This window comes from Hydrogenophaga sp. (assembly GCF_051858985.1).
Taxonomy (GTDB): Bacteria; Pseudomonadota; Gammaproteobacteria; order Burkholderiales; family Burkholderiaceae_C; genus Hydrogenophaga.
The window spans coordinates 774,332-798,834 of sequence record NZ_JBHYGM010000002.1; the positions used below are offsets into that span (position 1 = coordinate 774,332).

A 24,503-nucleotide genomic window follows, 5' to 3' on the forward strand; every position below is an offset into this window, starting at 1 on the left:
GATGGGGGAGGTTCAGCGGCGCAGGATGTAGCGCCGGACCGCCGCATTGTGCTCTTCCAGCGATGAACTGAACTGGCTGGAGCCGTCGCCGCGCGCCACGAAGTAGATGGAGTTGGTGGACAGCGGCTGCACCGCGGCCATGATGGACGCCATGCCGGGCATGGCAATCGGCGTGGGCGGCAGACCGGCGCGCGTGTAGGTGTTGTAGGGCGTGTCTTCGGTGAGGTCGTTGCGCCGCAGGTTGCCGTCGAATGCTTCGCCCAGGCCGTAGATGACCGCGGGGTCCGTCTGCAGGCGCATGCCGATGCGCAGCCGGTTGGAAAACACGCCACCGATGCGACGGCGGTCGCTCTCCAGGCCGGTTTCCTTTTCAATGATGCTGGCCAGGATCAGCGCCTCGTCAGGCGTGCGCAGCGGAGTCGCGGGGTCACGCTGGGCCCAGGCCTGAGCCATGCGCTCTTCCATGGCCTTGGCGGCCGCGCGCAGCACGCTGGACGCCGGCGCGTGCTTGAGCACCCGGTAGGTGTCCGGGAAAAACCGTCCCTCGGGGTGGCGGCCGGGGTAGCCGATGAGCGCCATGATGTCGGCCTGGCTGAGACCTTCCATGTCCTGCTTGAGATCGGACGCGCTGCGCACGGCCTGCAGCACCTGGCGCACGTTCCAGCCTTCCACCAGTGTGATGCTGCGCAGCGCCTGTTCGCCCCGAACGAGCTTGGACAGCAGGGTCCGGGGCGTGGTGCCGGGGGCGAACTCATAGCTGCCGGCCTTCATGTCGCGCGATTCACCCGAGAGGCGGAACCAGGCGTAGAGCATCTGGGGATGCGCACCGATGCCGGCATCCGACAGCGTCTGGGCAATCGACTGCGCCGACGAGCCCGAGGCGATGGTCACATCCAGGGGTCGTTCCGCCGAGGTGCCCGCGGGCAGGCGCAGCGGCTGTTGCAGCCACCACATGCCGACGACGGCGGCCAGCACGGCCAGGATCAGCGGGTAGACCACCAGCAGTTTGAGGATTCGCATCTCGGGCTTGGTGTGGGCAGGGACAAGGGGTGGGAGGGCTGCGGGCAGCCCGGCCGGCCATGATAATCGAGCCCCCCTCTCCCGCAGGGCCCCGCGCCTGCCCACTGGCCGGCTCTTGCCCGCCATTCATCGAGTACCGCCCCACCATGATCCACTCCCTTGATCCCGCTCCTTCCGCGCAGGCTGCCATGCTGGACGGCGCGACCCCGCTCACGCAACTGGGCGTGATCCGCGTCGAGGGAGAGGACGCTGCGGCTTTCCTGCACGGCCAGCTCACGCAGGATTTTTCCCTGCTGGGCCTGTCCGAGGCGCGCCTGGCGGCCTTCTGCTCCGCCAAGGGCCGCATGCTGGCCAGCTTCGTGGGATTCAAGCGCGCGCACGACGACATCCTGCTCGTGTGCAACCGCGACCTGCTGGCACCCACCTTGAAGCGCCTGTCCATGTTCGTGTTGCGGGCCAAGGCCCGCCTGAGCGACGCCAGCGAGAACTTCCAGGTCTTCGGTCTGGCGGGCGGTGGCGTTCCTGCCGCGCTGCCGACGGCAGTTTGGAGCCAGTGGCGGGACGGCCAGGTCAGCGTGGTGCGTCTGCCGGCGGCGCCCGGTGCCGTCCGCGCCCTGTGGGTGGCGCCCGTCGGCGCGGCGGCCCCCACGGCAACGGCGCTGGCCGAACCGCTGTGGCAGTGGCTCGAGGTGCAGAGCGGTGTGGCCATGCTGAGCCAGCCGGTGGTGGAGTCGTTCGTGCCGCAGATGTTGAACTATGAATCTGTGGGCGGCGTGAACTTCAAGAAGGGTTGCTACCCCGGCCAGGAGGTGGTGGCGCGAAGCCAGTTCCGCGGCACCCTCAAGCGCAGGGCCTATGTGGTGCATGCCGAAGGCGCGCTGGTCGCGGGGCAGGACGTGTTTTCCGAAGGCGATCCCGACCAGCCCTGCGGCACCGTGGTGGAAGTGGCACCTCACCCGGTGCAAGGCTTCGACGCCATCGTTTCCCTGCAGACCAGCGCGGCGGCAGCAGGTGGCCTGAGGGCGGGCAGCGTGAGCGGGCCGCACTTGACGCTGCTGCCCCTGCCCTATTCCCTGCTCGAGGACATCTGAGGGCCGGGCCGAAGGCTGCGCCATGTGCCTCATCGCTTTCGCGCTGAACGCCGACCCGGCGTGCCCGCTGCTCATCGCGGCCAACCGCGATGAGTACCTGGACCGTCCCACGGCGCCGCTGCACCGCTGGGCGCTGCCCGATGGCACCGAGGTGGTGGGTGGGCGCGACCTGCGAGATGGCGGCACCTGGCTGGGCCTGAGCCCGCAGGGGCGCGTGGCCATGCTCACCAACGTGCGGCAAGCCGTGCTGGGCCCGGGCGCCCGCAGCCGGGGTGAACTCGTCACGCGATGGCTTCAGGGCGACGGCGATGTGGACCGATTCGCCGATGGCATCGATCCTGCAGCGTATGGCGGCTTCAACCTGGTGGTCGGCGACTTTCAGGCCCGCCGCTGGAGCTGGCTGGGCAATCGGCAACCGGACCGGCCGCATGAAGAACGTCCGGTCGCGCTGCACCGCCGCGCGCTGGGCGATGGCGTGTACGGGTTGTCCAACGCCAGCCTGGACACGCCCTGGCCCAAGACGCAGCGGCTCAAGCAGGCCGTGCGTGCCTCACTGGAACAGGTGCGCCGCGATGACCGGAGCGGCTGGATCGATCCCCTGGCGCAGGCGCTGTTCGACGACCAGCCGGCGCCAGACACCGACTTGCCTCTCACCGGCGTACCGGGCGACGCGGAACGCGCGCTCTCCAGTGCCTTCGTGCGCATGCCCGGCCGCGCCTATGGCACGCGCAGCAGCCTGGTGGCCAGTGCCCGCCCGGCCGACAGCGGATGGCAGGTGGACGTCATGGAGTGGACGCACGATCATTCGCAAGTGCCCTCGCCACCGGGTGACGCCCACCACCGCGTTGGCCTGTTCTGGGCCTAGAGCTTCGCCACCATTTCCTGGTGAGGGATCCCCGCTTCCTCGAAAGGTACGCCCTGGTCCACATAGCCGAGGCGGCGGTAGAAGCCGATGGCGCTCTGCTGCGCGTGCAGCATCACTTCGGTGTCGCCTCGAGCGCGAGCGGCCTCCATGAGGGCGTGCAACACATCGCGGCCCAGGCGGCTGCCCCGCAGCGTGCGGTCGACCGCCATGCGCCCGATCTTGGCCACGCCTGGCGCGTGAGAGACCAGCCGCCCCGTGGCCACGGGGCGGCCCAGGTGGTTGTACGCCACCGCATGCACCGCCACCGCGTCGCCCTCGTCCCATTCCAGCTCCTTCGGGATGCGCTGCTCCTGCACGAACACCGCCGTGCGGATGGCGCCGGCATCAGTGCCCAGTTCAGTCCACGTCCCCACACGCAACTGCGTCACCGCCTCGCCGGCCTCAAAGCCCAGCAGCGTCTCGCGCAGCGCGGGCGGTACCGGTCTCGACTTCTGCGTCGCCGGATCGGCGAACACGTAGACGATTTCGCCGGTGATGAGGTGGTCCTCGCCGCGAAAGATGGCGCCCTGGAACGTGAGGGACGAATTGCCGATGCGAAGGCACCGCATGGCGATGTCGAGCTGGTCGTCCACCCGCGCCGAGGCATGGAACTCAACCGTGGCTTTCACCACGTAGAGATCGCCACCCAGCTGGTCCATCGTCTCCTGGTACGGCAACGCCAGTGCCCTCCAGTAGTCGGTGATCGCCGTGTCGAAGTACATCAGGTAGTGGGCGTTGAACACGATCTTCTGCATGTCCACCTCGGCCCAGCGCACGCGCAGCCGGTGGAAGAAGCGGAAGTCGCTGCGTTTCAGGGTCATCTCAGGTCCTCTCCGGATGAAAAGCTCGGCGCAGCGCGCGTGCCGCGTCGTTGTGGGCAGTCAACGCCTGGGGGATGGCGCGACCGAAGTTGATGAAACCGTGCACCATGCCGGCATAGATCTCCAGCGCCACCGGCACGCCCGCATGGCGCAGACGGTCGGCGTACATCACGCCTTCGTCCGTGAGCGGATCGCATTCCGCCAGGCCGATCCAGGCGGGAGCCACATCGTCGAGTTCGCGCACGTGCCCCGTGCCGTCGACGCCATCCAGCGGAGCAAAACGCCAGTCGTCGCGGTCGGCCTGCGTGCGCAGGTATTGGCTGAAGAACCAGGTGATGTGAGCTTCTTCCAGCAGGAAGCCGCGAGCAAATGTCTTGTGGCTGTGGGTGTCCTGATGGCCCGCACAGCCGGGATAGAACAGCATCTGCAGCGCCAGTGGCCAGCCCTCGTCGCGTGCCGTGATCGCGGTCACGGCGGCCAGCGTGCCGCCCGCGCTGTCGCCACCCACTGCGATGCGTCGGCCGTCCAGCCCGAGTTCGTTGGCCTGCTCGCGCAGCCAGGCCAGCGCGTCCCAGGCGTCGTCCACCGCGGTCGGAAACTTCGACGCTGGCGCCAGCCGGTAATCCACGGAGAGCACCGCGCAGTGCGCCAGATGGGCCAGATGGCGGCACAGCGGCTCGTGGCTGGCCACGCTGCCCACGGTGAATCCGCCGCCGTGGAAGAACAGCAGCACGGGCAGTGCCACGTCCAGCGCGGGAGCCAACAACCGGGCAGGCAAGGTCGCGCCGTCGCGCGTGGGAATGCGCAGGTCCTGCACCCGGGTGAGCTTGTGCAATGGGATGTCCAGCACGGGCGCGCCGGCCAGGTAGGCGGCTTTCGCCTGGTCTGGCGATAGCGCATGCAGGGGAGGATGGCCGGCGCGGTCGATGCGATCGAGCAGCCCGCGCATGGCAGGCGTGAGCAGGCTGCGGGGATTCGTTGGTGGCGACATGCGCCGCATTGTCTCTGTCTTTTTTGCGACGCATCGGGAACGAACTGCGTTGGCCCCAGGGCCTTCCAACCTTATAGTGATTCACCATAACCCGAAAGAACTCAGAGACACCCGCATGGCGCAAATCCTCTACGTGACCAACATCCTGATCGACTTCGGGGTGCTCTCCCAACTGGCCACCGAATGCGAGCGCGTCGGTATCCGCAAGCCGCTCATCGTCACCGATGCGGGCGTGAAGGCCGCGGGCCTGCTGGACAAGGCCCTGGCCGCGCTGCCTGGCATGAAGCCCGCGGTGTTCGACCAGACGCCCTCCAACCCGACCGAGGCCGCCGTGCGCGCGGCGGTGGCGATCTACCGCAGCGAGGGCTGCGACGGCCTCGTTGCCCTGGGCGGCGGCAGCGCCATCGACTGCGCCAAGGGCGTGGCCATCGCCTGCACCCACGAAGGCCCGCTCAAGACCTACGCCACCATCGAAGGAGGCTCGCCCAGGATCACCGACCGCGTGCCACCCCTCATTGCCGTGCCCACCACCGCTGGCACCGGGAGCGAAGTCGCGCGCGGCGCCATCGTGATCGTCGACGACGGTCGCAAGCTGGGCTTCCACAGCTGGCACCTGGTGCCCCGCACTGCCCTGCTCGACCCCGAACTCACGCTGGGCCTGCCGCCCATGCTCACGGCGGCCACCGGCATGGACGCGATCGCGCACTGCATGGAAACCTTCATGGCGCCCGCCTTCAATCCACCCGCCGACGGCATCGGGCTCGACGGGCTGCAACGTGGCTGGGCGCACATCGAGCGCGCCACGAAGAACGGCCAGGACCGCGAAGCTCGCCTGAACATGATGAGCGCCTCCATGCAGGGCGCGATGGCATTCCAGAAAGGGCTGGGCTGCGTGCATTCGCTCAGTCACAGCCTGGGCGGCGTCAATCCGAAGCTGCACCACGGCACGCTCAACGCCGTGTTCCTGCCGGCCGTGATCCGCTTCAACGCCGAGACAGACTCCATGAAGAAGGACAACCGCCTGCAGCGCATGGCGCACGCCATGGGCCTGGCCAGCGGCAGCGACGTGCCCGAAGCCATCCGGGACATGAACGCCCGGCTGGGCCTGCCCGCCGGCCTTGCCGCCATGGGCGTGGGTGAGGATCTGTTCGACCGGGTCATCCAGGGCGCCCTGGCAGACCACTGCCACAAGACCAATCCCCGACTGGCCTCGGCGCAGGACTACCGCGACCTCCTTCAGTCGGCCCTCTGAGCGACTGCCTCTGCCACCACCTGTTCTCTTCCATGAACCCACCGGACCTGTCTGCCGCTCCAGCACAGGTCGGCGACACCGAGCGCCCTTTGAAGGTGGTGGGAATCGGTGCGTCTGCCGGTGGGTTGGCCGCCTTCGAAGCCTTCTTTCGAAGCGCATCGGTCGATGCCGATTCCGGCATGGCCTATGTGCTGGTGCAGCACCTGGCGCCCGATCACCCCAGCATCCTGTGCGCGGCCATCCAGCGCTACACCAGCATGCAGGTGTTCGAGATCCGTCACGGTATGGCCGTGCAGCCCGACTGCGTCTACGTGATTCCTCCCAATCGCGCAGTGTTGTACCTGGACGGCAGGCTGCTGCTGCAGGAACGCCCCCGCCCACTCGGCGCCCCCCAGACCATCGACATCTTCTTCAATTCGCTCGCGCGTCACTTGCGCGAGCAGTCGATCGGCATCGTGCTGTCGGGCAGCGGCAGCGACGGAGCGATGGGACTGCGCGCCATCAAGAAAGTCGGCGGGCTGGTCATGGTTCAGACACCGGCCACCGCCCAGTTTCAGGGCATGCCGCAGAGCGCCCTGGAGACGGGCGTGGTCGACATCGATCTGCCGCCCGACCAGATGGCCGCCCACCTCGTGTCCCTGAATCCCCAGCGAAGCGGCAGGCGCGGCGCGCCTCCTGCACGCGCCGGCATCTGGTCCGAGGACGCCTACTTCTCGGTGATGCAGCTGTTGCGCATGCACACCGGGCACGATTTTTCCCAGTACAAGATGGGCACGATCCGGCGGCGCATCGAGCGGCGCATGGGGGTGCACCAACTGGAATCCCTGCAGGCGTATGCCGAGCACCTGCACCACACGCCCGGCGAATTGCGAAACCTGTACTTCGACCTGCCAATTGGCGTGACCGCGTTCTTTCGGGACGCGGACACCTTCCACGCGATCGAGCAGGACATCCTGCCGCGCCTGCTGTCCACCAAGGATCCGTCGGAGCCTGTGCGCATCTGGTCGGCGGGGTGTTCCACGGGGGAGGAGCCCTATTCCCTGGGCATGCTGGTGGCGGAAGCCATGGAGCGTCGGCAGCAACAGCACAAGGTTCAGATCTTCGCGACCGACCTGAACAGCCGGGCGATTTCGGTGGCGCGCGCCGGCGTCTATCCCGCCAGCATCGCCTCAGAGCTCTCGCCTTCGCGCCTCTCCAGGTTCTTCACCCGGGAAATGGACGGCGGTCCTTACCGAGTGCTCAAGAGCCTGCGCGACATGATGGTGTTTTCCGAACACGATGTGATTCGGGATCCGCCGTTCTCGCGGCTCGACCTCATCGCCTGCCGCAACCTGCTGATCTATTTCGAAGCCGATCTGCAAAAGCGGCTCATTCCGCTTTTTCACTACGCACTCAAGCCTGGCGGTACGCTGTTCCTTGGACCTTCCGAGAGCATCGGAGAGAATGTCGATCTGTTTTCCGTGGTGGACCGGCGTTCCAAGATCTTTCGGAGCAGGAAGGTCTCGAAACCGCACCGTACTGGCTACACGACCGCCACGCTGCTTCCCACGGTCAGGATCGAAGTCGCGCCACCCACGGGTGAGGAAAGACGGGACACCCCCATGAAAACTTCCCTGCGTGAAATTGCCGAGCAGGCAATGCTGCGGATGGCGCCGACCAGCGCGCTGGTCAATGCGCAGGGTGACATCCGTTACCTGCACGGCCGCTCCGGCCATCTGCTCGAACCGGCCCCCGGCGAGGCTGGGGTGAACAACATCCTCAAGATGGCCCGCGAGGGCCTGGGCCCGTCGCTTGAAGCTGCGCTGCACGCTGCAGTGGTGCAGCAGGAGGCCCCCCACATCCCTCGCGTCGAGGTCGGATCCAATGGCCATTTCACAGTGGTCAATCTCACCGTCCGGCCCGTGACGTCCCAGGGCTCGGAAGCGTCTGGCGAAGCGCTGTATCTCGTGGTGTTCGAGGAGGCAGCATCGGCTCGGTCGGACGCGCTTCCCGAGAAAGCGCCAGCCGCGGGTGATGCAACCCAGTATCTCCGGCGAGCCCTGCACGTTCGCGATGAGCACCTCAGGTCTCTTTCGCTAGCCCTCGAACGTTCCAGCGAAGAGTTGCGTTCGTCCAACGAGGAGATGCAGGCTGTCAACGAGGAACTGCAGTCGGCCAACGAAGAGCTCGAAACGTCCAAGGAAGAACTGCAGGCCGTGAACGATGAACTCACCACCGTCAACACCGAGCTGCAGATCAAGGTGGCCGATCTCTCCCGCGCCAACAACGACATGAACAACCTGCTCGCCGGGACCGGCATCGGCACCGTGTTCGTGGACCACGACCTGCGCATCCTGCGATTCACGCCGGCCACGTCCTCCATCCTCCATCTCATTCCAGGCGACGTGGGCAGACCCATCGGCCACATCGCGTCCAACCTGGTCGGCTACGACCAGCTCGTTTCCGACGTGCGGGGCGTGCTCGACACCCTGGAGAATTTCGAACTCGATGTGCAGACCTCCCAGCGGCGCTGGTTCACCATGCGCATCCAGCCTTACCGCACGCTGGACTACGTCATCGAGGGCGCGGTGATCTCTTTTGTCGACATCACGGAAGTTCGGCAGACCCAGGAAGCGCTGCGCAAGGCGTCTGGTCTGAGCCACATGGCGCGCATGCTGCGCGACGCCGATGCCGCGATGGTCGTTGAAGACATGGACGGGCTCATCCAGGGCTGGAACGACGCCGCTCGAAAGCTGTACGGCTGGGACGATGACGAGGCGCTGGCCTTGCCGGCACGTGCGCGCATTCCGGCGGCCGAGCGCCACGACCATCTGCACCGGCTTGAAGCGCTGCGCATGGGGAAAGCCGCCATGCCCTGGCGCACCACCCGCCTTCACAGGGACGGCAGCTCGCAGCAGATCTGGGTCACAGCAACCGCCTTGCGCGACGGGTCGCAGCACCTCTACGGCATTGCCCTGATGGAGCAACCCGTGGCCACGCTGGACGTACCAACGGACCTCCCGCCATGAAGGACCCCGACCAGCCAAGCCCGCCGCCTGGCGAGGTACCCGCGCGCCGCATGGCGGCCGCGGCCGTCGCGCCGGTGGACGACCTCCCTGCAGGCGCATTGCGACTGCTGGTGCAGGAACTGCGCCTGCACCAGATCGAGCTGGAGATGCAGAACGAGGAACTGCGCGTCACTCAGGCTGCACTGGACGCCACGCGCCAGCACTACTTCAACCTGTACGACATGGCGCCAGTGGCCTATTGCACCGTGAACGCCAGCGGCCTGATCCAGCAGGTCAACCAGTGCGCAGCAAGGCTGTTGTGCCACGAGCGCGAGGCGCTGGTGGACACTTCGCTGGCGCGCTTCATCGCGCCGGAAGACCGGGACCACTTCTACCGCCAGTGCCGGGACAACCTGCGTGAAGGAGAACAGCGCTCCTGCGAGATGCGCCTGCTGGGTCCCACCGGTGAGCATGTCTGGGTGGAAATGGACGCCACGGCCGCGCCCGACGACGACGGCGAAGTGCTGCTGCGCATCGTCATGATCGACATCACCATGCGCCGGCATGCCGCGCAGTTGCGCGAGAAGCAGGAAGCCGCCGAGGCGGAACGGCGCGCCATGTCACGCTTCCTGTCGGCCGCCAGCCACGATCTGCGCCAGCCCACGCACGCCATGGGCCTGCTGATCGACCAGTTGAAGCAACTCCCCGGCAGCCCGCAGAACCACGTGCTCGTGAGCCGGCTGGACGCCTCGGTGCGAACCCTGGAGCACATGCTCAACGCCCTGCTCGATCTCTCTCGACTCGACTCCGACGTCGTCCAGGTGAAACCCGCCGCCGTACCCTTTGCCCGGCTGGTGGAGCAGTTGCGCCCCCTGTTTCCCGGCGAAGGCATCCGCAGTGGGGTGCGCCTGAAGTTCAGGCCTTCGCACCTCTGGCTTGACACCGACCTCGCGCTGCTGCAGCGCGTGCTGCACAACCTGGTGGGGAACGCGCTTCGCTTCACGCCGCAAGGCACGGTGCTGGTGGCTTGCCGCGGCAACCGCAGCGGCACCTACGCCCGCATCGAGGTGCGCGACAGCGGCATCGGCATCGCCCCTGAACACCTGCCACACATCTTTGACGAGTTCTTCCAGGTCGACAACCCGGAGCGCGACCGCAGCAAGGGCCTCGGGCTGGGCCTGAGCATCGCGCGTCGAACCTGCGACCTGCTCGGCCATCCGCTGGAGGTTCGCTCGGCACCCGGCTGGGGCAGCTGCTTCAGCGTGACGGTGCCGCTGGCGCCCCCGCAACCGGCGCTGGCAGAAGAACCGCGGGCGGCTCCATGGGACCTGACGCAGGAGCCGCTGGTGGGCTTGCGCGCACTCATCATCGAAGACGACGCGATGGCCAGCGACGCACTGTTCGACTTCCTGAAGACCTGGAAGGCGGTTCCGCAGGCGGCCGAGGGCATCGAGACCGCACGTGCGCTGGTGGCCCGGGGACACGTTCCCGATGTCATCGTGAGCGACCACCGGCTGCGCGGGGAGGAGAACGGCATCGATGCCATCATCGCCCTGCGCGAACTCACCGGGCGACAGATACCGGCCTGTCTGATCACCGGGGACATGGACAAGGCGGTGGCCGAGCGCGCCAGGAGCCTGGGCATCTCGATGTTGTACAAGCCGGCACGCCCGGCCGCCCTGCGCGAGCTGATCCTGTCCCTGATTGCGCGCTAGGGCATGCGCGCGCCGACGTGCTGCTCGCCACGCGCCTGGGCCAGTTCCACCTGCCTCTGGCGCTCGGCCAGGCGCGCCTTTTCCTCCGGGCTGCGCTGGTCGTGGCAGTGCGCGCAGCTCACGCCGCGCACGTAGAGCGGCGAGGCCTTGTCCTCTGGCGAAAGCGGCCAGCGGCAGGAGCGGCAGAGCTCGTGCGACCCGGGCACCAGGCCGTGGCCCACGCTCACGCGCTCGTCGAACACAAAACAGTCGCCCTGCCAGGTGCTCTGCGCCGGCGGCACTGACTCCAGGTACTTGAGGATGCCGCCTTCCAGGTGGTAGACCTCGTCGAATCCGCGCATCTTCATGAGCGCGGTCGACTTCTCGCAGCGGATGCCACCGGTGCAGAACATCGCCACCTTGGGCTTTTTCTCTCCCTGCAGGGCCGCCTGCGCGTCCAGCCAGGCGGGCAGCTCGGTGAACGACTTAATCCCGGGGTTGACCGCGCCTTCGAAGGTGCCGATCGCCACCTCGTAGTCGTTTCGCGTGTCGATCAGCAGCACATCGGGGTCGGCCAGCAGCGCGTTCCAGTCTTCCGGCTTCACGTACTGGCCCACGGTGCGGTTGGGGTCCAGCCCGGGCACGCGCAGGGTGACGATCTCGCGTTTCTCGCGCACTTTCATGCGGTGGAACGGCGGATGATCGCTCCAGGATTCCTTGTGCGGCAGTCGGGCCAGACGCGGGTCGGCTCGCAGGTGCGCCAGCACGGCTCGCACACCCGCTTCGTGCCCGGCGATGGTGCCGTTGATGCCTTCGGGCGCCAGCAGCAGGGTGCCCTTGACCTCGTTGGCCTCGCAGCAGGCCAGCAGGGGCGCGCGCAACGCAGCGAAGTCCGGCAGGTCGACGAACTGGTAGAGGGCGGCGGTGAGGAAACGGGGGCTGACGGACTCGCTGGGCATGGGGCAGGATTATCCCCTTCCCGTTTCAAAGCGGCTCGATCCGGGACAGATCCGGCCGCTCCACCCAGGCTGCGAATTCGTCGGCCAGTTGGCGGCTGGCCGACACGGCGCCGGTCCAGGCCTTCACGCGCGCCGGCAGGTCCTGCCCGTAGCGGGTGAAGTCGTTGCGGTCGGGCAGCCGGCCATGGGGCAGCGTGGCCACCCAGGCCGGGTCCGGCGCGATCACCAGCATGTGGTCCAGCGCGGGGCTGGCGAGGTGGCGGCTCTTCCAGCCCTTGTCGAGCCAGCCGGGCACCACCGCCTTCTGGAAATGGGGGTACAGCACGATCGGCGCCTCTGCCGTGGGCAGGTATCGCAGGTGCAGGTGGTAGTCGGTGATGCCGCCGTCCCAGTAGGCGCCCGGGGGCGCCCCGGCGATGCCGTGCACCGGCCGAAGCACGAACGGAATGGAGCAGCTCGCCTGCAGGGCGTCCATGAAGTTGTTCTCCGCCATGGCCACCTGCCGGGTGCGGAAGTCCTGCGTGGAGAACGGCAGCGCGCTGACGCCCCCGGCGCCCGGCGCGGGCGACGAAAACACCACCCGCTCCAGCCAGCTTCCCAGCGCCTGGCGGCTGAAGGCATTGGCCGCATAGGCGCCCAGGTAGCCCAGCGGGGTGCGCAGGCGGCCATCCCGGCCCAGCAGATGCCGCCCGCGCGAGGTGACGATGTGAAGCCGGAAACGAGGTTGCCTGAGCACTTCCGCGATCCGCCCGCCGTAGAACAGCTGGAGGTTGTCCGCGAATCGCTCGCTCACCTGCAGCGCCGTGGGCCGCTTCTGGCCAGGTGGCAGCTCGTAGTGCTGGTGGATGTAGTCGGTTTCAAGGCGCTGGAAAGCTGCCACCGGATCGTTCAGGCAGGCCGTGGCCATGCGCCAGGCACCGATCGACGCACCCACCAGGTGCACCGGCTGCTGGCTGGCGCCGAGCCATGGACCAAACAGAAACCGGTCGAGCGGCCCGAGGACGAGGCCCTTGGGGCCACCCGCGGCGGCGGGGATGATGCCCACGTCCTGCGGACGAAGGCCGTGCTGCTGGAGGTGTTGGCGGGCCGCGGGGCCGGCGTAGAGGCGAAGCGCAGGAGGCATAGGCTGCGATTGTCTCGCAGCCTGAGGCAAGCCCCTGGTCGTTCAGTGGTGAACGTGGGACTCGGTTTCTTCCGAATGCCGGGACAGCGACGGGATCTCTTCGGCCACGACCGTGTCGGGGTCGATGCCCAGCACCAGGCCCACCGGATCGGGGTAGGTGTTGATGAGCAGTTCGCTGCGCATGGCCTGCTCTTCGGCACGGGCGCGCCAGGAACCGATGTGGATCACCCCGGCAATGGGTTCGTACACGTCGTTGTCGAACGGAGCGGTCTGGTGTTCGATGGCGTTGATCATGCGCTTGGGAAAGTGCCACTCGCGCGCCAGCGCAGCGCCGACCTCGGCGTAGCTGTAGCCGAAGATGCCGCGCTCGGCCTTGGAGCGCTTGAGATCGAGCATGGGCACGCTGCGGTCCAGGTCCAGCATGGCTTCGGGCATGCCCACGTGCATCACCAGTTCGCCAATGCCATGGATGAGACCGGCGGTGAAGGCGGTGTTTTCGTCGATCTTGATGGGCAGCGCGATGTAGCGCGAGAGGTTGGCCGTGTTGAGGCTGTAGCGCCAGAACTGGTTCAGGTTGACGCTGCCCACGGTGTGGAAGCCCTCGCCGAGCGAAGCAGCAATCACCAGCGCGCGCACCTTGATCATGCCCAGCACGTTCATCGCTTCTCGGGCGTTCGAGACCTGGCGCGTCAGGCCGAAGAAGGCCGAGTTGGCGGTTTTCAGCAGCTTGGCCGTGAGCACCGGATCGTCTTCGATGTAGGACGCCACCAGCATCGCGTCGACCTCTTCCTGGTCGAAGGTGTCGATCAGCTTGCGCACCACCTTGGGGGCGGAGGGCAATGCGTCCGGTTGCTTGAGCAGCTTTTCGAGTTGCATGATCTGACCCTTCGACGTGGTTGGCTTGTTGTTGGAGGACTGATGGTTTCTTCGTCAGGCCGGAGAGAGTCTTGAGAACTTTCGGTGGGCATCAATCGATGAACGCGCCCAACGCCTGGCTGAACGACCACTCGGTGGGGTCCTTGCCCAGCACGCTGTTCAGGTCCAGGCCCAGGGTCAGGCCGACCATGTCGGGGAACGTGGCCACCAGCCCGTTTTCGTCGAGCTGGATTTCCTCGGCGCGCGCGCGCCATGACGCCAGGTGGAGCACACCCCCCAGCGCGTCGTAGGTTTCCCCATCAAAGGGTGCTACCTGGTTGGCCAGGGCCGAGACGATGTCGGACGGAAACTGCCATTTCTCGGCCATGCCGGCACCGACTTCGGCGTAGGTGTAGCCCAGCACCGCGCGTTCGGCGTCCGCACGGCGCAGGTCCAGCGGTGGCGTGCCCATGTCGATGGGGCCGATCACGTCGGGCATGGCGATGTGCATGATGAGGTCGCCAATGGCGTGGACCAGACCGGCGGTGAAGGCATTGCCCTCGTTCTGCCGCAACAGGCCCGCCAGTGAGCGAGAAATGTCGGCCACGCGCAGGCTGTAGCGCCAGAACTGGCGCATGTCCACGCCCTGCACGTTCTTGAAACTCGATCCCAGCGCGGCGGCCATCACCAGGGAGCGCACATGGGTCATGCCCAGCAGCGCCACAGCCTCGTCGGCACTGCCGATCTGGCGACTGGCGCGGAAGAAGGCGGAATTGGACAGGCGAAGCACGCGGGTGGTGAGCGCCGGGTCCTGGGAAATCAGGCCCGCCACCCGCCTCGGGCTCGGGTCCTCCTTGTTCATCTCGGCCAGCAGATCCGAGACCGTGCGCGACATCGCTGGCAGCGCGCGGGGATAGTTCAACAGGGCTTCGAGTTGCATGGGGCTGAAGTCCGATGACTTGGATGGGTTTGACTACCCAAGGCTATCGACATCGGACGCCCCGACTTGAGCCCCCTGAATGCCTTTGAACTACCGGATTCAGCGCTTTCCGGAGCCCTGCAACCGCGCAAAGGCAGACGCCATGGCCGAGGTCACCGGCGGGTTGGCCTTGCCGACCGGCTGGCCCCCGCGGGCATGGCGGGCCGGTTCGAACCGGTTGTCTCGCGCGCCGTCGGAAGCACGAGCGGGCGCCTCACCCAGCTTCATCGACAGGCCGATGCGCTTGCGCGCCACATCCACCTCCATCACCCGGACCTTGACGATGTCGCCGGTTTTCACGATTTCCCGGGCATCGTTCACGAACTTGTGGGCCAGCTGGCTCACATGCACCAGCCCGTCCTGGTGCACCCCGAGGTCGACAAAAGCGCCGAACTGGGCCACGTTGCTCACCGTGCCTTCCAGAATCATCCCCTCGCGCAGGTCGCTGATGTCGTCCACGCCGTCGTTGAAACGCGCCACCTGGAAATCCGGTCGCGGGTCGCGGCCGGGCTTCTCCAGTTCGCCCAGGATGTCCCTGACCGTGATCACGCCGAATCGCTCATTGGCGAACAGCTCGGGACGCAGCGTCTTGAGCATGTCGGCGCGGCCCATGAGTTCGTCCACGGGCTTGCCGGTCTTTGCCATGATCTGTTCGACCACGCTGTACGTCTCGGGGTGCACGCCCGTCATGTCCAGCGGGTTCTCGCCGCCACGGATGCGCAGAAAGCCTGCGCTCTGCTCGAAGGTCTTGGCACCCAGCCCGGCGACTTCCATGAGCTGTTGGCGGCTCTTGAACGCGCCATGCGTCTCACGCCAGCGCACCACCGCCTTGGCCACACTGCCGGAAAGTCCCGACACGCGCGCGAGCAGCGGCACGCTGGCGGTGTTCAGATCCACGCCCACACCGTTCACACAGTCTTCCACCACCGCTTCCAGCGTGCGCGCCAGTTCGCTCTGGTTCACGTCGTGCTGGTACTGGCCCACGCCGATGCTCTTGGGATCGATCTTCACCAGCTCGGCCAGGGGATCCTGCAGACGGCGCGCAATGGAAGCGGCGCCGCGAAGGCTCACGTCCACATCGGGCATTTCCTGAGACGCATATTCACTGGCGGAGTACACCGAAGCGCCGGCCTCGCTGACCACCACTTTCTGGATGGAGTCCGTTCGCCCTGAGCCTGTCGAAGGGTTTTCGGCGGCTTCCGCAGGCTCAGCCCGAACGGGAGGGTGTTTCTCCAACAAATTGATCAAATCGGCAGCCAGCTTGTCCGTTTCGCGGCTGGCCGTTCCATTTCCGATGGCGATCAGGTTCACGCCATGTTTTCGCGCCAAGCCGCCCAGCGTGTGCAGCGCGCCGTCCCAGTCGCGGCGCGGCTCGTGCGGGTACACCGTGGCGGTGTCGACCAGTTTGCCGGTGGCGTCCACCACCGCCACCTTCACGCCGGTGCGGATGCCCGGATCCAGGCCCATCACCACCTTGGGGCCGGCGGGGGCCGCCAGTAGCAGGTCGCGCAGGTTGTCGGCAAACACCTTGATCGCCACGCCCTCGGCGCTCTCGCGCAGGCGGGCGAACAGGTCGCGCTCGCTGGAAAGGGAGAGCTTCACACGCCAGGTCCAGGCCACGCATTTGCGCAGCAGGTCGTCGGCCTTTCGGCCCTGGTGGCTCCAGCCCAGGTGCAGGGCAATGCGACCTTCAGCGAGCGAGGGCACAGCGGCCGTTCGGGCTGCGCCTGTCGAAGCCGATCCATCCATGGGCTCAGGCAGCACCAGCTTCGCGTCCAGAATTTCCAGCGCACGACCACGGAACACCGCGAGCGCGCGGTGCGAGGGCACGCGGGAGATGGGTTCGTCGTAATCGAAGTAGTCGCGGAACTTGGCGATGTCGGGCACGTTGGGGTCCTTGCCCGCCACCAGCGTGCTTTTCAGGAGACCTTCGGCCCACAGCCATTCGCGCAGGTTCTGCAGCAGCGCGGCGTCCTCGGCCCAGCGCTCGCTCAGGATGTCGCGCACGCCGTCCAGCACTGCCGGCACGGTGGAGAAATCGGCGCCTGGCTTGCCGTCGTCCAGCACTTCCGGCGGTTTCGTGAAGGCGGCGGCCTCGGCGGCCGGGTCGAGCGTGGGATCGGCAAAGAGCTGGTCGGCGAGCGGCTCGATGCCGAACTCGCGAGCGATCTGTCCCTTTGTGCGGCGCTTCTGCTTGAAGGGCAGGTAGAGGTCTTCCAGTTCCTGTTTTGTGGGTGCGGCGGCGATCGCGGCACGCAGCGCGTCGGTGAGCTTGCCCTGTTCGTCAATGGCCTTGAGCACCGCAGCGCGGCGGTCTTCCAGCTCGCGCAGGTAATCCAGCCGGTAGGAGAGTTCACGCAGCTGGATGTCGTCGAGGCCCCCGGTGGCTTCCTTGCGGTAGCGCGCAATGAAGGGCACCGTGGCCCCGCCGTCGAGCAACTCCACCGCCGCGCGGACCTGGTGCTCCCCTACCCTGATTTCCGTGGCGATCTGCCGGATGATCTGCTGCATTCGAACCGATGTGAAAACGCGAAGCGCGGAAGTTTGCCACAGGCACCCTGAGGCCCCCGCCGCCTCAGCGTCGGGTGGCCCGCACGCGCAGCGTGCTGCTGACTGCCGCCAGCAATGCGCACGCCGCCGCCACGTACATGGCGATGGCTTCGCCCCGGCCATCGTGCTGATCCCAAACCGCAAAAATCGCCGCGAGCACCACTGCGCCCAGCGTCTGCCCGGTGAGCCGCGCCGTGCCCAGCATGCCGCTGGCCGCGCCGCTGCGGTGCAAAGGCGCGGTGGTGACGATGGTGTGGTTGTTGGGCGACTGGAACAGCGCAAAGCCCACGCCGCACAAGGCCATGCGCCACACCAGGTCTGCGCTGCCCGGCTGCGCGGGCATCACGGCGAGCAGCAGCAGCCCGGTGGCGAACACCGCCATGCCGGCGCCTCCGAGCCAACCCGCCGGGTAGCGGCCAATGAGGCGACCGGCAATGGGCGCCACCACCGCCGTGGCCAGCGGCCAGGCGGTCAGCAGCAGGCCGGCCTCCACATGGCTGCGCCCGTGCACCTCAAGCAGCAGGAAGGGCAAGGCGAGAAAGGCCAGCATCTGCGCGCAGAACGCCCCCAGCGAAGCACCCATCGACAGCGCAAACACGGGAATGCGGAACAGATCCACCGGAAACAGGGGTGCCGCCTGATGCCACTGCCGACGCAGGTAGAACACGCCCACCAGCACGCCCGCCAACAGAAGGCCCCAGCCGGTGGGCGAAGCGCCCTGGCTCGATGCACCGCGCACGCCCAGTTGCTCGACCGCCAGGAACACCAGCGAGAACATGAGGATGTTGAGCAGCACGTCGAGCAGCGAGAGGCGCGGCGGCAAGGCGGCGTGCGGCGGGTTGGCCGGCAAGGCCCGCCGACCCAGCCAGATGGTGAGCGCACCCAGCGGCAGATTGAGGGCGAACAACCACGGCCACGAAGCCACGGACAGGATAGCTGCTGCCACGGAAGGCCCGGCCATGGCCGAGGTGGCGACCACCATGGAATTCAACGCCATCCCACGCCCCAGCTTCGCGCTGGGGTACACCAGCCGCACCAGCGCGGTGTTCACGCTCAGCACACCGGCCGCGCCCAGGCCCTGCAGCGCGCGCGCCGTGGCCAGCATGGGCAGGCTGGTGGCCAGCGCAGCCGCCACCGAGGCCAGCACAAACAAGGTCATGCCCACCAGGTAGACGCGACGGTAGCCCAGCCGGTCGCCCAGCGAGGCCAGGGGCAGCAGCATCACCAGCATGGCGATCTGGTAGGCGTTCACCACCCAGATGGCTTGCGATGCGGGGGCGTTCATCTCGCGGGCGATGCCCGGCAACGCCAGGTTGACGATGCTGCCGTCCAGCACCGACATGGAAATGCCCAGCATGATCACCATCACCGCGCGCCAGCGCTGGGCGGGCGGCAGGCCGTCGAGCACCGCTGGATTCAACCGGTGGCCTCGTGCGCCCGCGCGCTGGTCGCTGCACCGCCCAGCGTGAGCCAGGTCAGCGCCACGCCGATCAGGGCGCCGATGGCCATGCCCACCACCATGGGCAGCGGCTGCCCGTTGGCAAACAGGCTGACCACAGCCATGGCGGCCGCACCACCCAGCATCTGCAGCGTGCCCATCAGCGCCGACGCGGTGCCGGCGATCGCGCCATGCTGCTCCAGCGCCAGCACCGAGGTGGTCGGAATCACCAGGCCCATGAATCCACTGGCCACGAAGTACAAGGCGATCAACACCCACAAACTGTCGCCGCCTGCAAGGTAGTAAACGAGCAGCAGCGTCATGGTGGCGCCCGAGGCGGTCGCCGCGCCCTTGACCACGTTCACCAGCCCGAAGCGCCGCCCCAGCAGTGCCGTGCATTGCGCGGCCCCGAAGAAAGCAGCGGCATTCACGCCGAAGGCCAGGCTGTACTGCGTGGGCGTGAGCCCGTAGTGGTCGATCATCACGAACGGCGAACCGGCAAGGTAGACGAAGAAGCCGGCCAGCGCCGTGCTGGCAATGCCCACCAGGCCCAGGTAGTGCCGGTCGCGCAGCAGCACGCCATACGAGCGCAAGGCGCTGCCCACACTGCTCTCCAGGCGGTCTGCCTGGGTGCGCGTCTCGGTGAGGGCGCCATACACCAGGGCCAGCCCGGCCAGCGAGGCAAGCGCCACGGCCCAGAACACGCCGCGCCAGCCGGTAAGCGCAATGACGCCGCTGCCCACCAGCGGCGCGAGGATGGGCGAGATGCTGAAGACCAGCATCAGCAGCGACATGATGCGCGCCGCGTCGTTGCCGGTATGCAGGTCGCGCACCACCGCGCGCGGAATGGCCATGCCGGCGGCCGCGCCCAGGCCCTGCAGGAAACGCAGCACCACCAGGGTCTGCACGTCGCTGGTCAATGCACAGCCCACGCTGGCCAGCGCAAACAGGCCCAACCCGAAGTACAGCGGGGGCTTGCGGCCCACCATGTCCGAAACCGGTCCGTAGAACAGCTGGCCCACGCCGAGCGAGATGAAGAAGGCGGTGAGCGTCCATTGCACCTGACCCACGGGTGCCCCCAGGCTGCTGCCAATGGCGGGCAGCGCGGGCAGGTACATGTCGATGGCGAAGGGACCGATGGCCGAGAGCAGGCCCAGGATCAGGGCGATCCGGAAGAAACCAGAAGAACGCATGGCGGCGATTGTCGCCTTGGGAGGCATTCCTTGCTGAAGTGGGGTTGGCGCGCTGCTTGCGTCACAATTTCACGATTCAACAAACACAGAGGGACTCCACCATGGCCGTGGAAGGCAGCGCGGGCGACTTGCTCAAGGTCGTGACATTGCTGGGCGCGGCCGTGGTGGCCGTGCCGCTGTTCAAACGCCTCGGCCTCGGATCGGTGCTCGGCTACCTGGCGGCGGGCCTGGCCATCGGGCCGTTCGGCATGGGCCTCATCAGCGACCCGGCCACCATCCTGCACACGGCCGAGCTCGGCGTGGTGATGTACCTCTTCGTGATCGGGCTGGAGATGCAGCCCTCGCACCTGTGGAGCCTGCGCCGCGCCATCTTTGGCCTGGGCAGCCTGCAGGTGGTGGTGTGCGGCCTGCTGCTCACCGGCGTGGGCCTGGCGTTCGGTTTCTCACTGCCGGTGTCTTTCGTCAGTGCCATGGGCTTCGTGCTTACGTCCACCGCCGTGGTGATGCAGCTGCTCGGCGAGCGTGGCGACATCGCGCAACCGCGTGGCCAGAAGATCGTGGCCATCCTGCTGTTCGAAGACCTTCTGATCGTGCCCTTGCTGGCGGTGGTGACCTTCATGGCACCCGACCTCGGCCAACAGGCCGCGGCCGACTCATCGCGCCTGGCCACCATCGGTCTGGCCCTGGGTTCGCTGGTCGCACTGGTGGCCGCTGGCGTGTGGCTGCTCAACCCCCTCTTCCGGATCCTGGCCAATGCCAAGGCGCGCGAGGTCATGACCGCCGCCGCCCTGCTGGTGGTGCTGGGCGCGGCCTTGCTCATGCAGGTGGGTGGCCTCTCCATGGCCATGGGCGCGTTCCTGGCCGGCGTGCTGCTTTCCGAGTCCACCTTCCGTCACCAGCTCGAGGCCGACATCGAGCCCTTCCGCGGCCTGTTGCTCGGCCTGTTCTTCCTGAGCGTGGGCATGTCGCTGGACCTGGCCGCCGTGGCCAGCAACTGGCCCATCATCGTGGCCGGTGTGGTCGCCATGATGATCGTCAAGGGCCTGTGCATCTACGCCGTGGCGCGCTTCGCGAAAAGCTCGCATGCCGATGCGCTGGACCGCGCCGTGCTCATGGCGCAGGGTGGCGAATTTGCCTTCGTGCTTTTCGCGGCCGCCCTGGGTGCCCGCGTCATCGACCCGGTGGTCAATGCCAACATGACGGCCATCGTGGTGCTCTCCATGGCGCTCACGCCGCTGATGGTGCTGCTGCACCGGCGATTCCTCGCGAGGGACAACGCCGTTTCCATGGAAGGCGTGGAAGCGGTGCACGATCGGGCGGCCAGCGTGCTGGTGATCGGCTTCGGGCGTTTCGGACAGATCGCGAGCCAGGGCGTGATCGCGCGCGGCGCCAGCATCACCATCATCGACAACAACGTGCAGATGATCCGCGACGCAGAGGCCTACGGCTTCAAGGTGTACTACGGCGACGGTTGCCGCTCCGACGTGCTGCACGCCGCCGGTGCCCACGCGGCGCAGGCCATCCTGGTGTGCATCGACGACAAGGAGGCTGCCACGCGCGTGGCCGTGCTGGCGAAAACCGAGTTTCCGCAGGCGGAGCTGCTGGTGCGCGCCTTCGACCGCGAACACATCCTGGAGCTGCGCAAGGCAGACGTGGGCTACCTCGTGCGCGAGACCTTCGAATCCGCCATGGCCATGGGCCGCCAGGCGGTGCTCACTCTGGGTGCGGCGGAGGCCGAAGCGGACGAGGTGATGGATCACCTGCGCCGGCGCGACGCCGAGCGCATGGACCTCGAAGCCGCCGGCGGCCTGTTTGCCGGTCGCGCGCTGGTGCTGGGCAACCGCGTGAAGAAGGACGATGCCGAGGAAGCGGCGCAGCCCGCCACCTGAGCGCCGTCAGGGACAGACGGCTTCGACGTTGTTGCCGTCGGGGTCGATCAGGAACGCCGCGTAGTAGGTGGGGCTGTAGTCAGGGCGTGGCCCCGGGCCGCCGTTGTCCGCCGCACCGGCTTTCAGCCCCGCTCTGTAGAACGCATCCACCTGCGCGGCGTTCTCCGCACGGAATGCGATGTGCGTGCCCGGCCTTTTGGCGTTCGGCGTGGCATACAGCCAGAGGGCGGGCGCGCCCGCGGGGCCAAGGCCCGCATAGGTATCGTCGTGAGAACCCGGCACGTGGCCGAGGGGAGCGAGCGCAGCTTCGTAGAAACGCAGGCTGGCAGCGAGGTCGTGGACTTTCAATCCGAGGTGGTCGTACATGGCGATGGTTTCCTGCTCGATGGGTGGATCAGGCGGTCATCGTCGATCAAGCCGACCAGGCGGTCTTGGAGAATCTTGCGGTCTTTCCTGCGGCCGTTGCGGGCTGTCTGGCGAAACGCGCCCGGCGACATGCCGGCCGCGCGGTGAAAGCTGCGCACGAAGTTGCTGAGATCGCCGTAGCCCACCTCCAGCGCCACGTCTGTCACCGCCTGCTCGCTCTCCGCCAGCAGCCGCGCAGCATGGCGCAACCGCGAGCGCACGAGGTACTGGTGTGGGGTCACGCCGAGCACGCGCGAGAACACCCGCAGGAAATGAAACGGACTCAACGCCACCTCGCCCGCCACGCGATCCAGGTCGATGGTTTCCCGCGAATGCTCGGCAATCCACAGCGCCGCTTCCACCGCACGCCGTCGGTCGCGAACACTGGCCTTGGGCGAAGCCGGTTCGCGACCCGTCACCACGTCAAGGAAACGGGAGGCGAACCAGAGTCCCACCTCGTCCAGCCCGGCATCGCTGTGGCCACTGGCCGCCGCCTGCGCGAGTTCACCGAGCACCATCAGCTCCGACAGCGGTGGCAGGCCCTGCGCGCGCCATCGATCCCGGTCGCCGCCGACCAGCTCCACAAAGCGCGGCGAGAGGTGGAACGACAGGCACTCGTCACCACAAACGTGGTGATCGTGCGTGCAAACGAACTCGTCGCCCGGCCGGCCCACCAGCACCGAGCCCGTCACCAGTTCGTACGTCTCGCCCCGCGTGCGGTAGCCGAAGCTGCCCTTGCGAACGTACGACACCGAATACCCCTGATGCACTTCGGTGAAGGGCTTCTCGGCCGGACCCGCGCTGCACCGGAAGTCCATCACGCGAACGGGACCAGCGAGGAGTTCGGTCGCCGTGATCATGGGCGATCCTCATCGAAGAGTCCTGGCGAATCACCGATCTGCGCGCCCTCGATCTGCAGCATACGCAGCTTGGTGGGCACGCCGTTGCCACCGGAGAAGCCGCCTGAACGCCCGCCCGCCGCCAACACGCGGTGGCACGGCACCACGGGCGCGAACGGGTTGTGGCCGAGGGCCTGGCCCACCGCACGTGCGAGTCCAGGGTCGCCCAGTGTTGTCGCCACCTCGCCGTAGGTCAGCGTGCGGCCTGGGTCGATGGCGCGGGCGATCGCGTACACGTCGCGCTGGAAAGGCGTGACGCGGCTCATGTCCAGCGGCACCTCGCGCAGATCGCGCGGCTCACCGTTGAGCAGCGCCTGGATGCCCTCGATGGCGACCTGAATGTTGGCGGGCGGTGACGCGGTTTCAGGCAGGGTGGACGGCAGGCCTTTGAGCAGCCGGCTTCGCGTGCGTGCCCCATCGGCTTCAGGCAACTGAACCGCCAGGATGCCGCCGCGGCCCCACGCGATGCCGCAGACACCGATGGCGGTGGCAAACAGCGCGTGACCGCCCTCTTCCATGGCTACACGGCGCGCAGCGCCGCGCGCAGACCGACGCCAATCTCCGGCCGCTCATGGAACGGGTCCGCCGGGTTGGTCTGGTTGACGATGCCTTCCATGCGCGCGCGCACGTTGCCCAGCGCGCGCGGGTGGCTGAAGATGTAGAAGCGGTCGGCGCTGATGGCGTCGAACACCAGTTGCGCCACTTCAGCCGCCGTCACCTTGCCCGAGCTCACGGCCTTGTCGCTCATGGCCTGGCCGATCATCTGGCTTTGCGTGGCCTGTTCGCTGGCCAGATCGGCCGGTTTGTTGCGGTGGCTCTGGCTGATGCCGGTGGGCACGAAGTACGGGCATAGCACGCTGGCGCTGAGCTGATCGCTCACCAGCTTCAGGTCCTGGTAGAGCGTCTCGGTGAGGCTCACCACGGCGTGCTTGCTCACGTTGTAGATGCCCATGTTGGGCGGTGTGAGCAGGCCGGCCATGCTGGCGGTGTTGACGATGTGGCCGCGCCATGCGGGATCGGCCTTGGCAGCGGCCAGCATCATGGGTGTGAACAGGCGCACGCCATGCACCACACCCCACAGGTTCACACCCAGCACCCACTCCCAGTCCTTGACCGAGTTTTCCCAGATCAGCCCACCGGAGCCCACGCCGGCGTTGTTGAAGACGAAGTGCGGCGCGCCGAAGGTCTTCTGCACATCCGCCGCCAGGGCTTCCATCTGCGCCTGGTCCGACACGTCCACCTTGCGCGAGAGCACGCGCACACCGGTGGCCTCGATCTCGGCGGTGGCCTTGTCCAGCGCGTCCTGCTGCACGTCCACCAGCACCAGGTTCATGCCCAGCTTCGCGCCGATGCGCGCGCATTCGAGCCCGAAGCCCGAGCCGGCGCCGGTGAGCACGGCCGTTTTGTCCTTGAAATCCTGAATCATCCGTGTCTCCTGTTGTGTTTTGAAAGC

The 24,503-nt window shown here is 67.3% G+C and carries 20 protein-coding genes; 6 read left to right on the plus strand and 14 right to left on the minus strand.

The window, feature by feature from the left end; genetic code table 11:
• Positions 1 to 12: 12 nt before the first annotated feature.
• Positions 13 to 1,020: an endolytic transglycosylase MltG gene (gene mltG / locus ACTIEY_RS10105; RefSeq protein ID WP_439518973.1), complete on the minus strand. Its 1,008-nt coding sequence runs from the start codon at positions 1,018 to 1,020 to the stop codon at positions 13 to 15.
• Between the two features lie 146 nt (positions 1,021 to 1,166).
• Between mltG and ygfZ the strand changes: the two genes are divergently transcribed.
• Positions 1,167 to 2,111 carry a CAF17-like 4Fe-4S cluster assembly/insertion protein YgfZ gene (gene ygfZ / locus ACTIEY_RS10110; RefSeq protein ID WP_439518974.1) on the plus strand — a complete coding sequence of 315 codons (945 nt, stop codon included), beginning with the start codon at positions 1,167 to 1,169 and terminating at the stop codon, positions 2,109 to 2,111.
• A gap of 22 nt (positions 2,112 to 2,133) precedes the next feature.
• The gene (locus tag ACTIEY_RS10115; protein WP_439518975.1) at positions 2,134 to 2,976 is read left to right on the plus strand and encodes an NRDE family protein; all 843 of its coding nucleotides are present in this window, start codon (positions 2,134 to 2,136) and stop codon (positions 2,974 to 2,976) included.
• On the opposite strand, the gene ACTIEY_RS10120 is transcribed toward ACTIEY_RS10115, so the two are convergent.
• Both ACTIEY_RS10120 and ACTIEY_RS10125 read right to left on the minus strand, forming a co-directional pair.
• The gene (locus ACTIEY_RS10120) at positions 2,973 to 3,830 is read right to left on the minus strand and encodes a YbgC/FadM family acyl-CoA thioesterase (RefSeq protein WP_439519439.1); all 858 of its coding nucleotides are present in this window, start codon (positions 3,828 to 3,830) and stop codon (positions 2,973 to 2,975) included. The genes ACTIEY_RS10115 and ACTIEY_RS10120 overlap by 4 nt on opposite strands.
• A 7-nt stretch (positions 3,831 to 3,837) precedes the next feature.
• Positions 3,838 to 4,827, minus strand: a complete 990-nt coding sequence (locus ACTIEY_RS10125; protein ID WP_439518976.1) for an alpha/beta hydrolase — start codon at positions 4,825 to 4,827, stop codon at positions 3,838 to 3,840.
• 115 nt (positions 4,828 to 4,942) lie between these two features.
• Between ACTIEY_RS10125 and ACTIEY_RS10130 the strand changes: the two genes are divergently transcribed.
• Genes ACTIEY_RS10130 through ACTIEY_RS10140 form a run of 3 tightly spaced genes read left to right on the plus strand, consistent with a single transcriptional unit; the run spans position 4,943 to position 10,781 of the window.
• Positions 4,943 to 6,079 (plus strand): iron-containing alcohol dehydrogenase, encoded by a 1,137-nt coding sequence (locus ACTIEY_RS10130; protein ID WP_439518977.1) that lies wholly within the window; start codon positions 4,943 to 4,945, stop codon positions 6,077 to 6,079.
• 32 nt (positions 6,080 to 6,111) lie between these two features.
• Entirely contained in the window at positions 6,112 to 9,087 is a 2,976-nt protein-coding gene (locus tag ACTIEY_RS10135) for a CheR family methyltransferase (protein WP_439518978.1), read from the plus strand.
• Entirely contained in the window at positions 9,084 to 10,781 is a 1,698-nt protein-coding gene (locus tag ACTIEY_RS10140; RefSeq protein ID WP_439518979.1) for an ATP-binding protein, read from the plus strand. The genes ACTIEY_RS10135 and ACTIEY_RS10140 overlap by 4 nt, the downstream gene beginning before the upstream one ends.
• Here ACTIEY_RS10140 and trhO read toward each other — a convergent pair.
• From trhO to ACTIEY_RS10175, 7 genes are all read right to left on the minus strand, one after another.
• The gene (gene trhO, locus ACTIEY_RS10145; RefSeq protein ID WP_439518980.1) at positions 10,778 to 11,719 is read right to left on the minus strand and encodes an oxygen-dependent tRNA uridine(34) hydroxylase TrhO; all 942 of its coding nucleotides are present in this window, start codon (positions 11,717 to 11,719) and stop codon (positions 10,778 to 10,780) included. The two genes, ACTIEY_RS10140 and trhO, sit on opposite strands and share 4 nt — an antisense overlap.
• 25 nt (positions 11,720 to 11,744) lie before the next feature.
• Positions 11,745 to 12,842 (minus strand): patatin-like phospholipase family protein, encoded by a 1,098-nt coding sequence (locus ACTIEY_RS10150; RefSeq protein WP_439518981.1) that lies wholly within the window; start codon positions 12,840 to 12,842, stop codon positions 11,745 to 11,747.
• A gap of 42 nt (positions 12,843 to 12,884) precedes the next feature.
• Positions 12,885 to 13,718: an HDOD domain-containing protein gene (locus ACTIEY_RS10155; RefSeq protein ID WP_439518982.1), complete on the minus strand. Its 834-nt coding sequence runs from the start codon at positions 13,716 to 13,718 to the stop codon at positions 12,885 to 12,887.
• A gap of 91 nt (positions 13,719 to 13,809) precedes the next feature.
• On the minus strand, positions 13,810 to 14,637 hold the full coding sequence (locus ACTIEY_RS10160) for an HDOD domain-containing protein (protein ID WP_439518983.1): 828 nt from the start codon (positions 14,635 to 14,637) through the stop codon (positions 13,810 to 13,812).
• A gap of 99 nt (positions 14,638 to 14,736) precedes the next feature.
• A complete protein-coding gene (locus ACTIEY_RS10165; protein ID WP_439518984.1) occupies positions 14,737 to 17,187 on the minus strand; it encodes a Tex family protein in 2,451 nt (816 codons plus the stop codon).
• A 64-nt stretch (positions 17,188 to 17,251) separates the two neighbouring features.
• Positions 17,252 to 18,592: an MFS transporter gene (locus ACTIEY_RS10170; protein WP_439519440.1), complete on the minus strand. Its 1,341-nt coding sequence runs from the start codon at positions 18,590 to 18,592 to the stop codon at positions 17,252 to 17,254.
• A 50-nt stretch (positions 18,593 to 18,642) separates the two neighbouring features.
• Positions 18,643 to 19,857, minus strand: coding sequence for a multidrug effflux MFS transporter (locus ACTIEY_RS10175; RefSeq protein WP_439518985.1), 1,215 nt, complete (start codon positions 19,855 to 19,857; stop codon positions 18,643 to 18,645).
• A 101-nt stretch (positions 19,858 to 19,958) separates the two neighbouring features.
• Here ACTIEY_RS10175 and ACTIEY_RS10180 point away from each other — a divergent pair, with 101 nt between their 5' ends.
• A complete protein-coding gene (locus ACTIEY_RS10180) occupies positions 19,959 to 21,746 on the plus strand; it encodes a monovalent cation:proton antiporter-2 (CPA2) family protein (RefSeq protein WP_439518986.1) in 1,788 nt (595 codons plus the stop codon).
• A 6-nt stretch (positions 21,747 to 21,752) separates the two neighbouring features.
• On the opposite strand, the gene ACTIEY_RS10185 is transcribed toward ACTIEY_RS10180, so the two are convergent.
• From ACTIEY_RS10185 to ACTIEY_RS10200, 4 genes are read right to left on the minus strand one after another with little or no spacing between them, the layout of a single operon-like run.
• Entirely contained in the window at positions 21,753 to 22,112 is a 360-nt protein-coding gene (locus tag ACTIEY_RS10185; protein WP_439518987.1) for a VOC family protein, read from the minus strand.
• Complete coding sequence (locus tag ACTIEY_RS10190) at positions 22,091 to 23,011, minus strand: helix-turn-helix transcriptional regulator (RefSeq protein ID WP_439518988.1); 921 nt, start codon at positions 23,009 to 23,011, stop codon at positions 22,091 to 22,093. Before ACTIEY_RS10190 ends, ACTIEY_RS10185 begins: the two co-directional genes overlap by 22 nt.
• Positions 23,008 to 23,568 (minus strand): methylated-DNA--[protein]-cysteine S-methyltransferase, encoded by a 561-nt coding sequence (locus ACTIEY_RS10195; protein WP_439518989.1) that lies wholly within the window; start codon positions 23,566 to 23,568, stop codon positions 23,008 to 23,010. The genes ACTIEY_RS10190 and ACTIEY_RS10195 overlap by 4 nt, the downstream gene beginning before the upstream one ends.
• 2 nt (positions 23,569 to 23,570) lie before the next feature.
• Entirely contained in the window at positions 23,571 to 24,476 is a 906-nt protein-coding gene (locus ACTIEY_RS10200) for an SDR family oxidoreductase (protein ID WP_439518990.1), read from the minus strand.
• Positions 24,477 to 24,503 lie beyond the last annotated feature (27 nt).

Bases quoted from the DNA above. Each gene is read 5' to 3' on its own strand.
- mltG (WP_439518973.1), bottom strand. From the start codon at position 1,020: ATGCGAATCCTCAAACTGCTGGTGGTCTACCCGCTGATCCTGGCCGTG.
- ygfZ (WP_439518974.1), top strand. From the start codon at position 1,167: ATGATCCACTCCCTTGATCCCGCTCCTTCCGCGCAGGCTGCCATGCTG.
- ACTIEY_RS10115 (WP_439518975.1), top strand. From the start codon at position 2,134: ATGTGCCTCATCGCTTTCGCGCTGAACGCCGACCCGGCGTGCCCGCTG.
- ACTIEY_RS10125 (WP_439518976.1), bottom strand. From the start codon at position 4,827: ATGTCGCCACCAACGAATCCCCGCAGCCTGCTCACGCCTGCCATGCGC.
- ACTIEY_RS10130 (WP_439518977.1), top strand. From the start codon at position 4,943: ATGGCGCAAATCCTCTACGTGACCAACATCCTGATCGACTTCGGGGTG.
- ACTIEY_RS10135 (WP_439518978.1), top strand. From the start codon at position 6,112: ATGAACCCACCGGACCTGTCTGCCGCTCCAGCACAGGTCGGCGACACC.
- ACTIEY_RS10140 (WP_439518979.1), top strand. From the start codon at position 9,084: ATGAAGGACCCCGACCAGCCAAGCCCGCCGCCTGGCGAGGTACCCGCG.
- trhO (WP_439518980.1), bottom strand. From the start codon at position 11,719: ATGCCCAGCGAGTCCGTCAGCCCCCGTTTCCTCACCGCCGCCCTCTAC.
- ACTIEY_RS10150 (WP_439518981.1), bottom strand. From the start codon at position 12,842: ATGCCTCCTGCGCTTCGCCTCTACGCCGGCCCCGCGGCCCGCCAACAC.
- ACTIEY_RS10155 (WP_439518982.1), bottom strand. From the start codon at position 13,718: ATGCAACTCGAAAAGCTGCTCAAGCAACCGGACGCATTGCCCTCCGCC.
- ACTIEY_RS10160 (WP_439518983.1), bottom strand. From the start codon at position 14,637: ATGCAACTCGAAGCCCTGTTGAACTATCCCCGCGCGCTGCCAGCGATG.
- ACTIEY_RS10165 (WP_439518984.1), bottom strand. From the start codon at position 17,187: ATGCAGCAGATCATCCGGCAGATCGCCACGGAAATCAGGGTAGGGGAG.
- ACTIEY_RS10170 (WP_439519440.1), bottom strand. From the start codon at position 18,592: ATGGTGATCATGCTGGGCATTTCCATGTCGGTGCTGGACGGCAGCATC.
- ACTIEY_RS10175 (WP_439518985.1), bottom strand. From the start codon at position 19,857: ATGCGTTCTTCTGGTTTCTTCCGGATCGCCCTGATCCTGGGCCTGCTC.
- ACTIEY_RS10180 (WP_439518986.1), top strand. From the start codon at position 19,959: ATGGCCGTGGAAGGCAGCGCGGGCGACTTGCTCAAGGTCGTGACATTG.
- ACTIEY_RS10185 (WP_439518987.1), bottom strand. From the start codon at position 22,112: ATGTACGACCACCTCGGATTGAAAGTCCACGACCTCGCTGCCAGCCTG.
- ACTIEY_RS10190 (WP_439518988.1), bottom strand. From the start codon at position 23,011: ATGATCACGGCGACCGAACTCCTCGCTGGTCCCGTTCGCGTGATGGAC.
- ACTIEY_RS10195 (WP_439518989.1), bottom strand. From the start codon at position 23,568: ATGGAAGAGGGCGGTCACGCGCTGTTTGCCACCGCCATCGGTGTCTGC.
- ACTIEY_RS10200 (WP_439518990.1), bottom strand. From the start codon at position 24,476: ATGATTCAGGATTTCAAGGACAAAACGGCCGTGCTCACCGGCGCCGGC.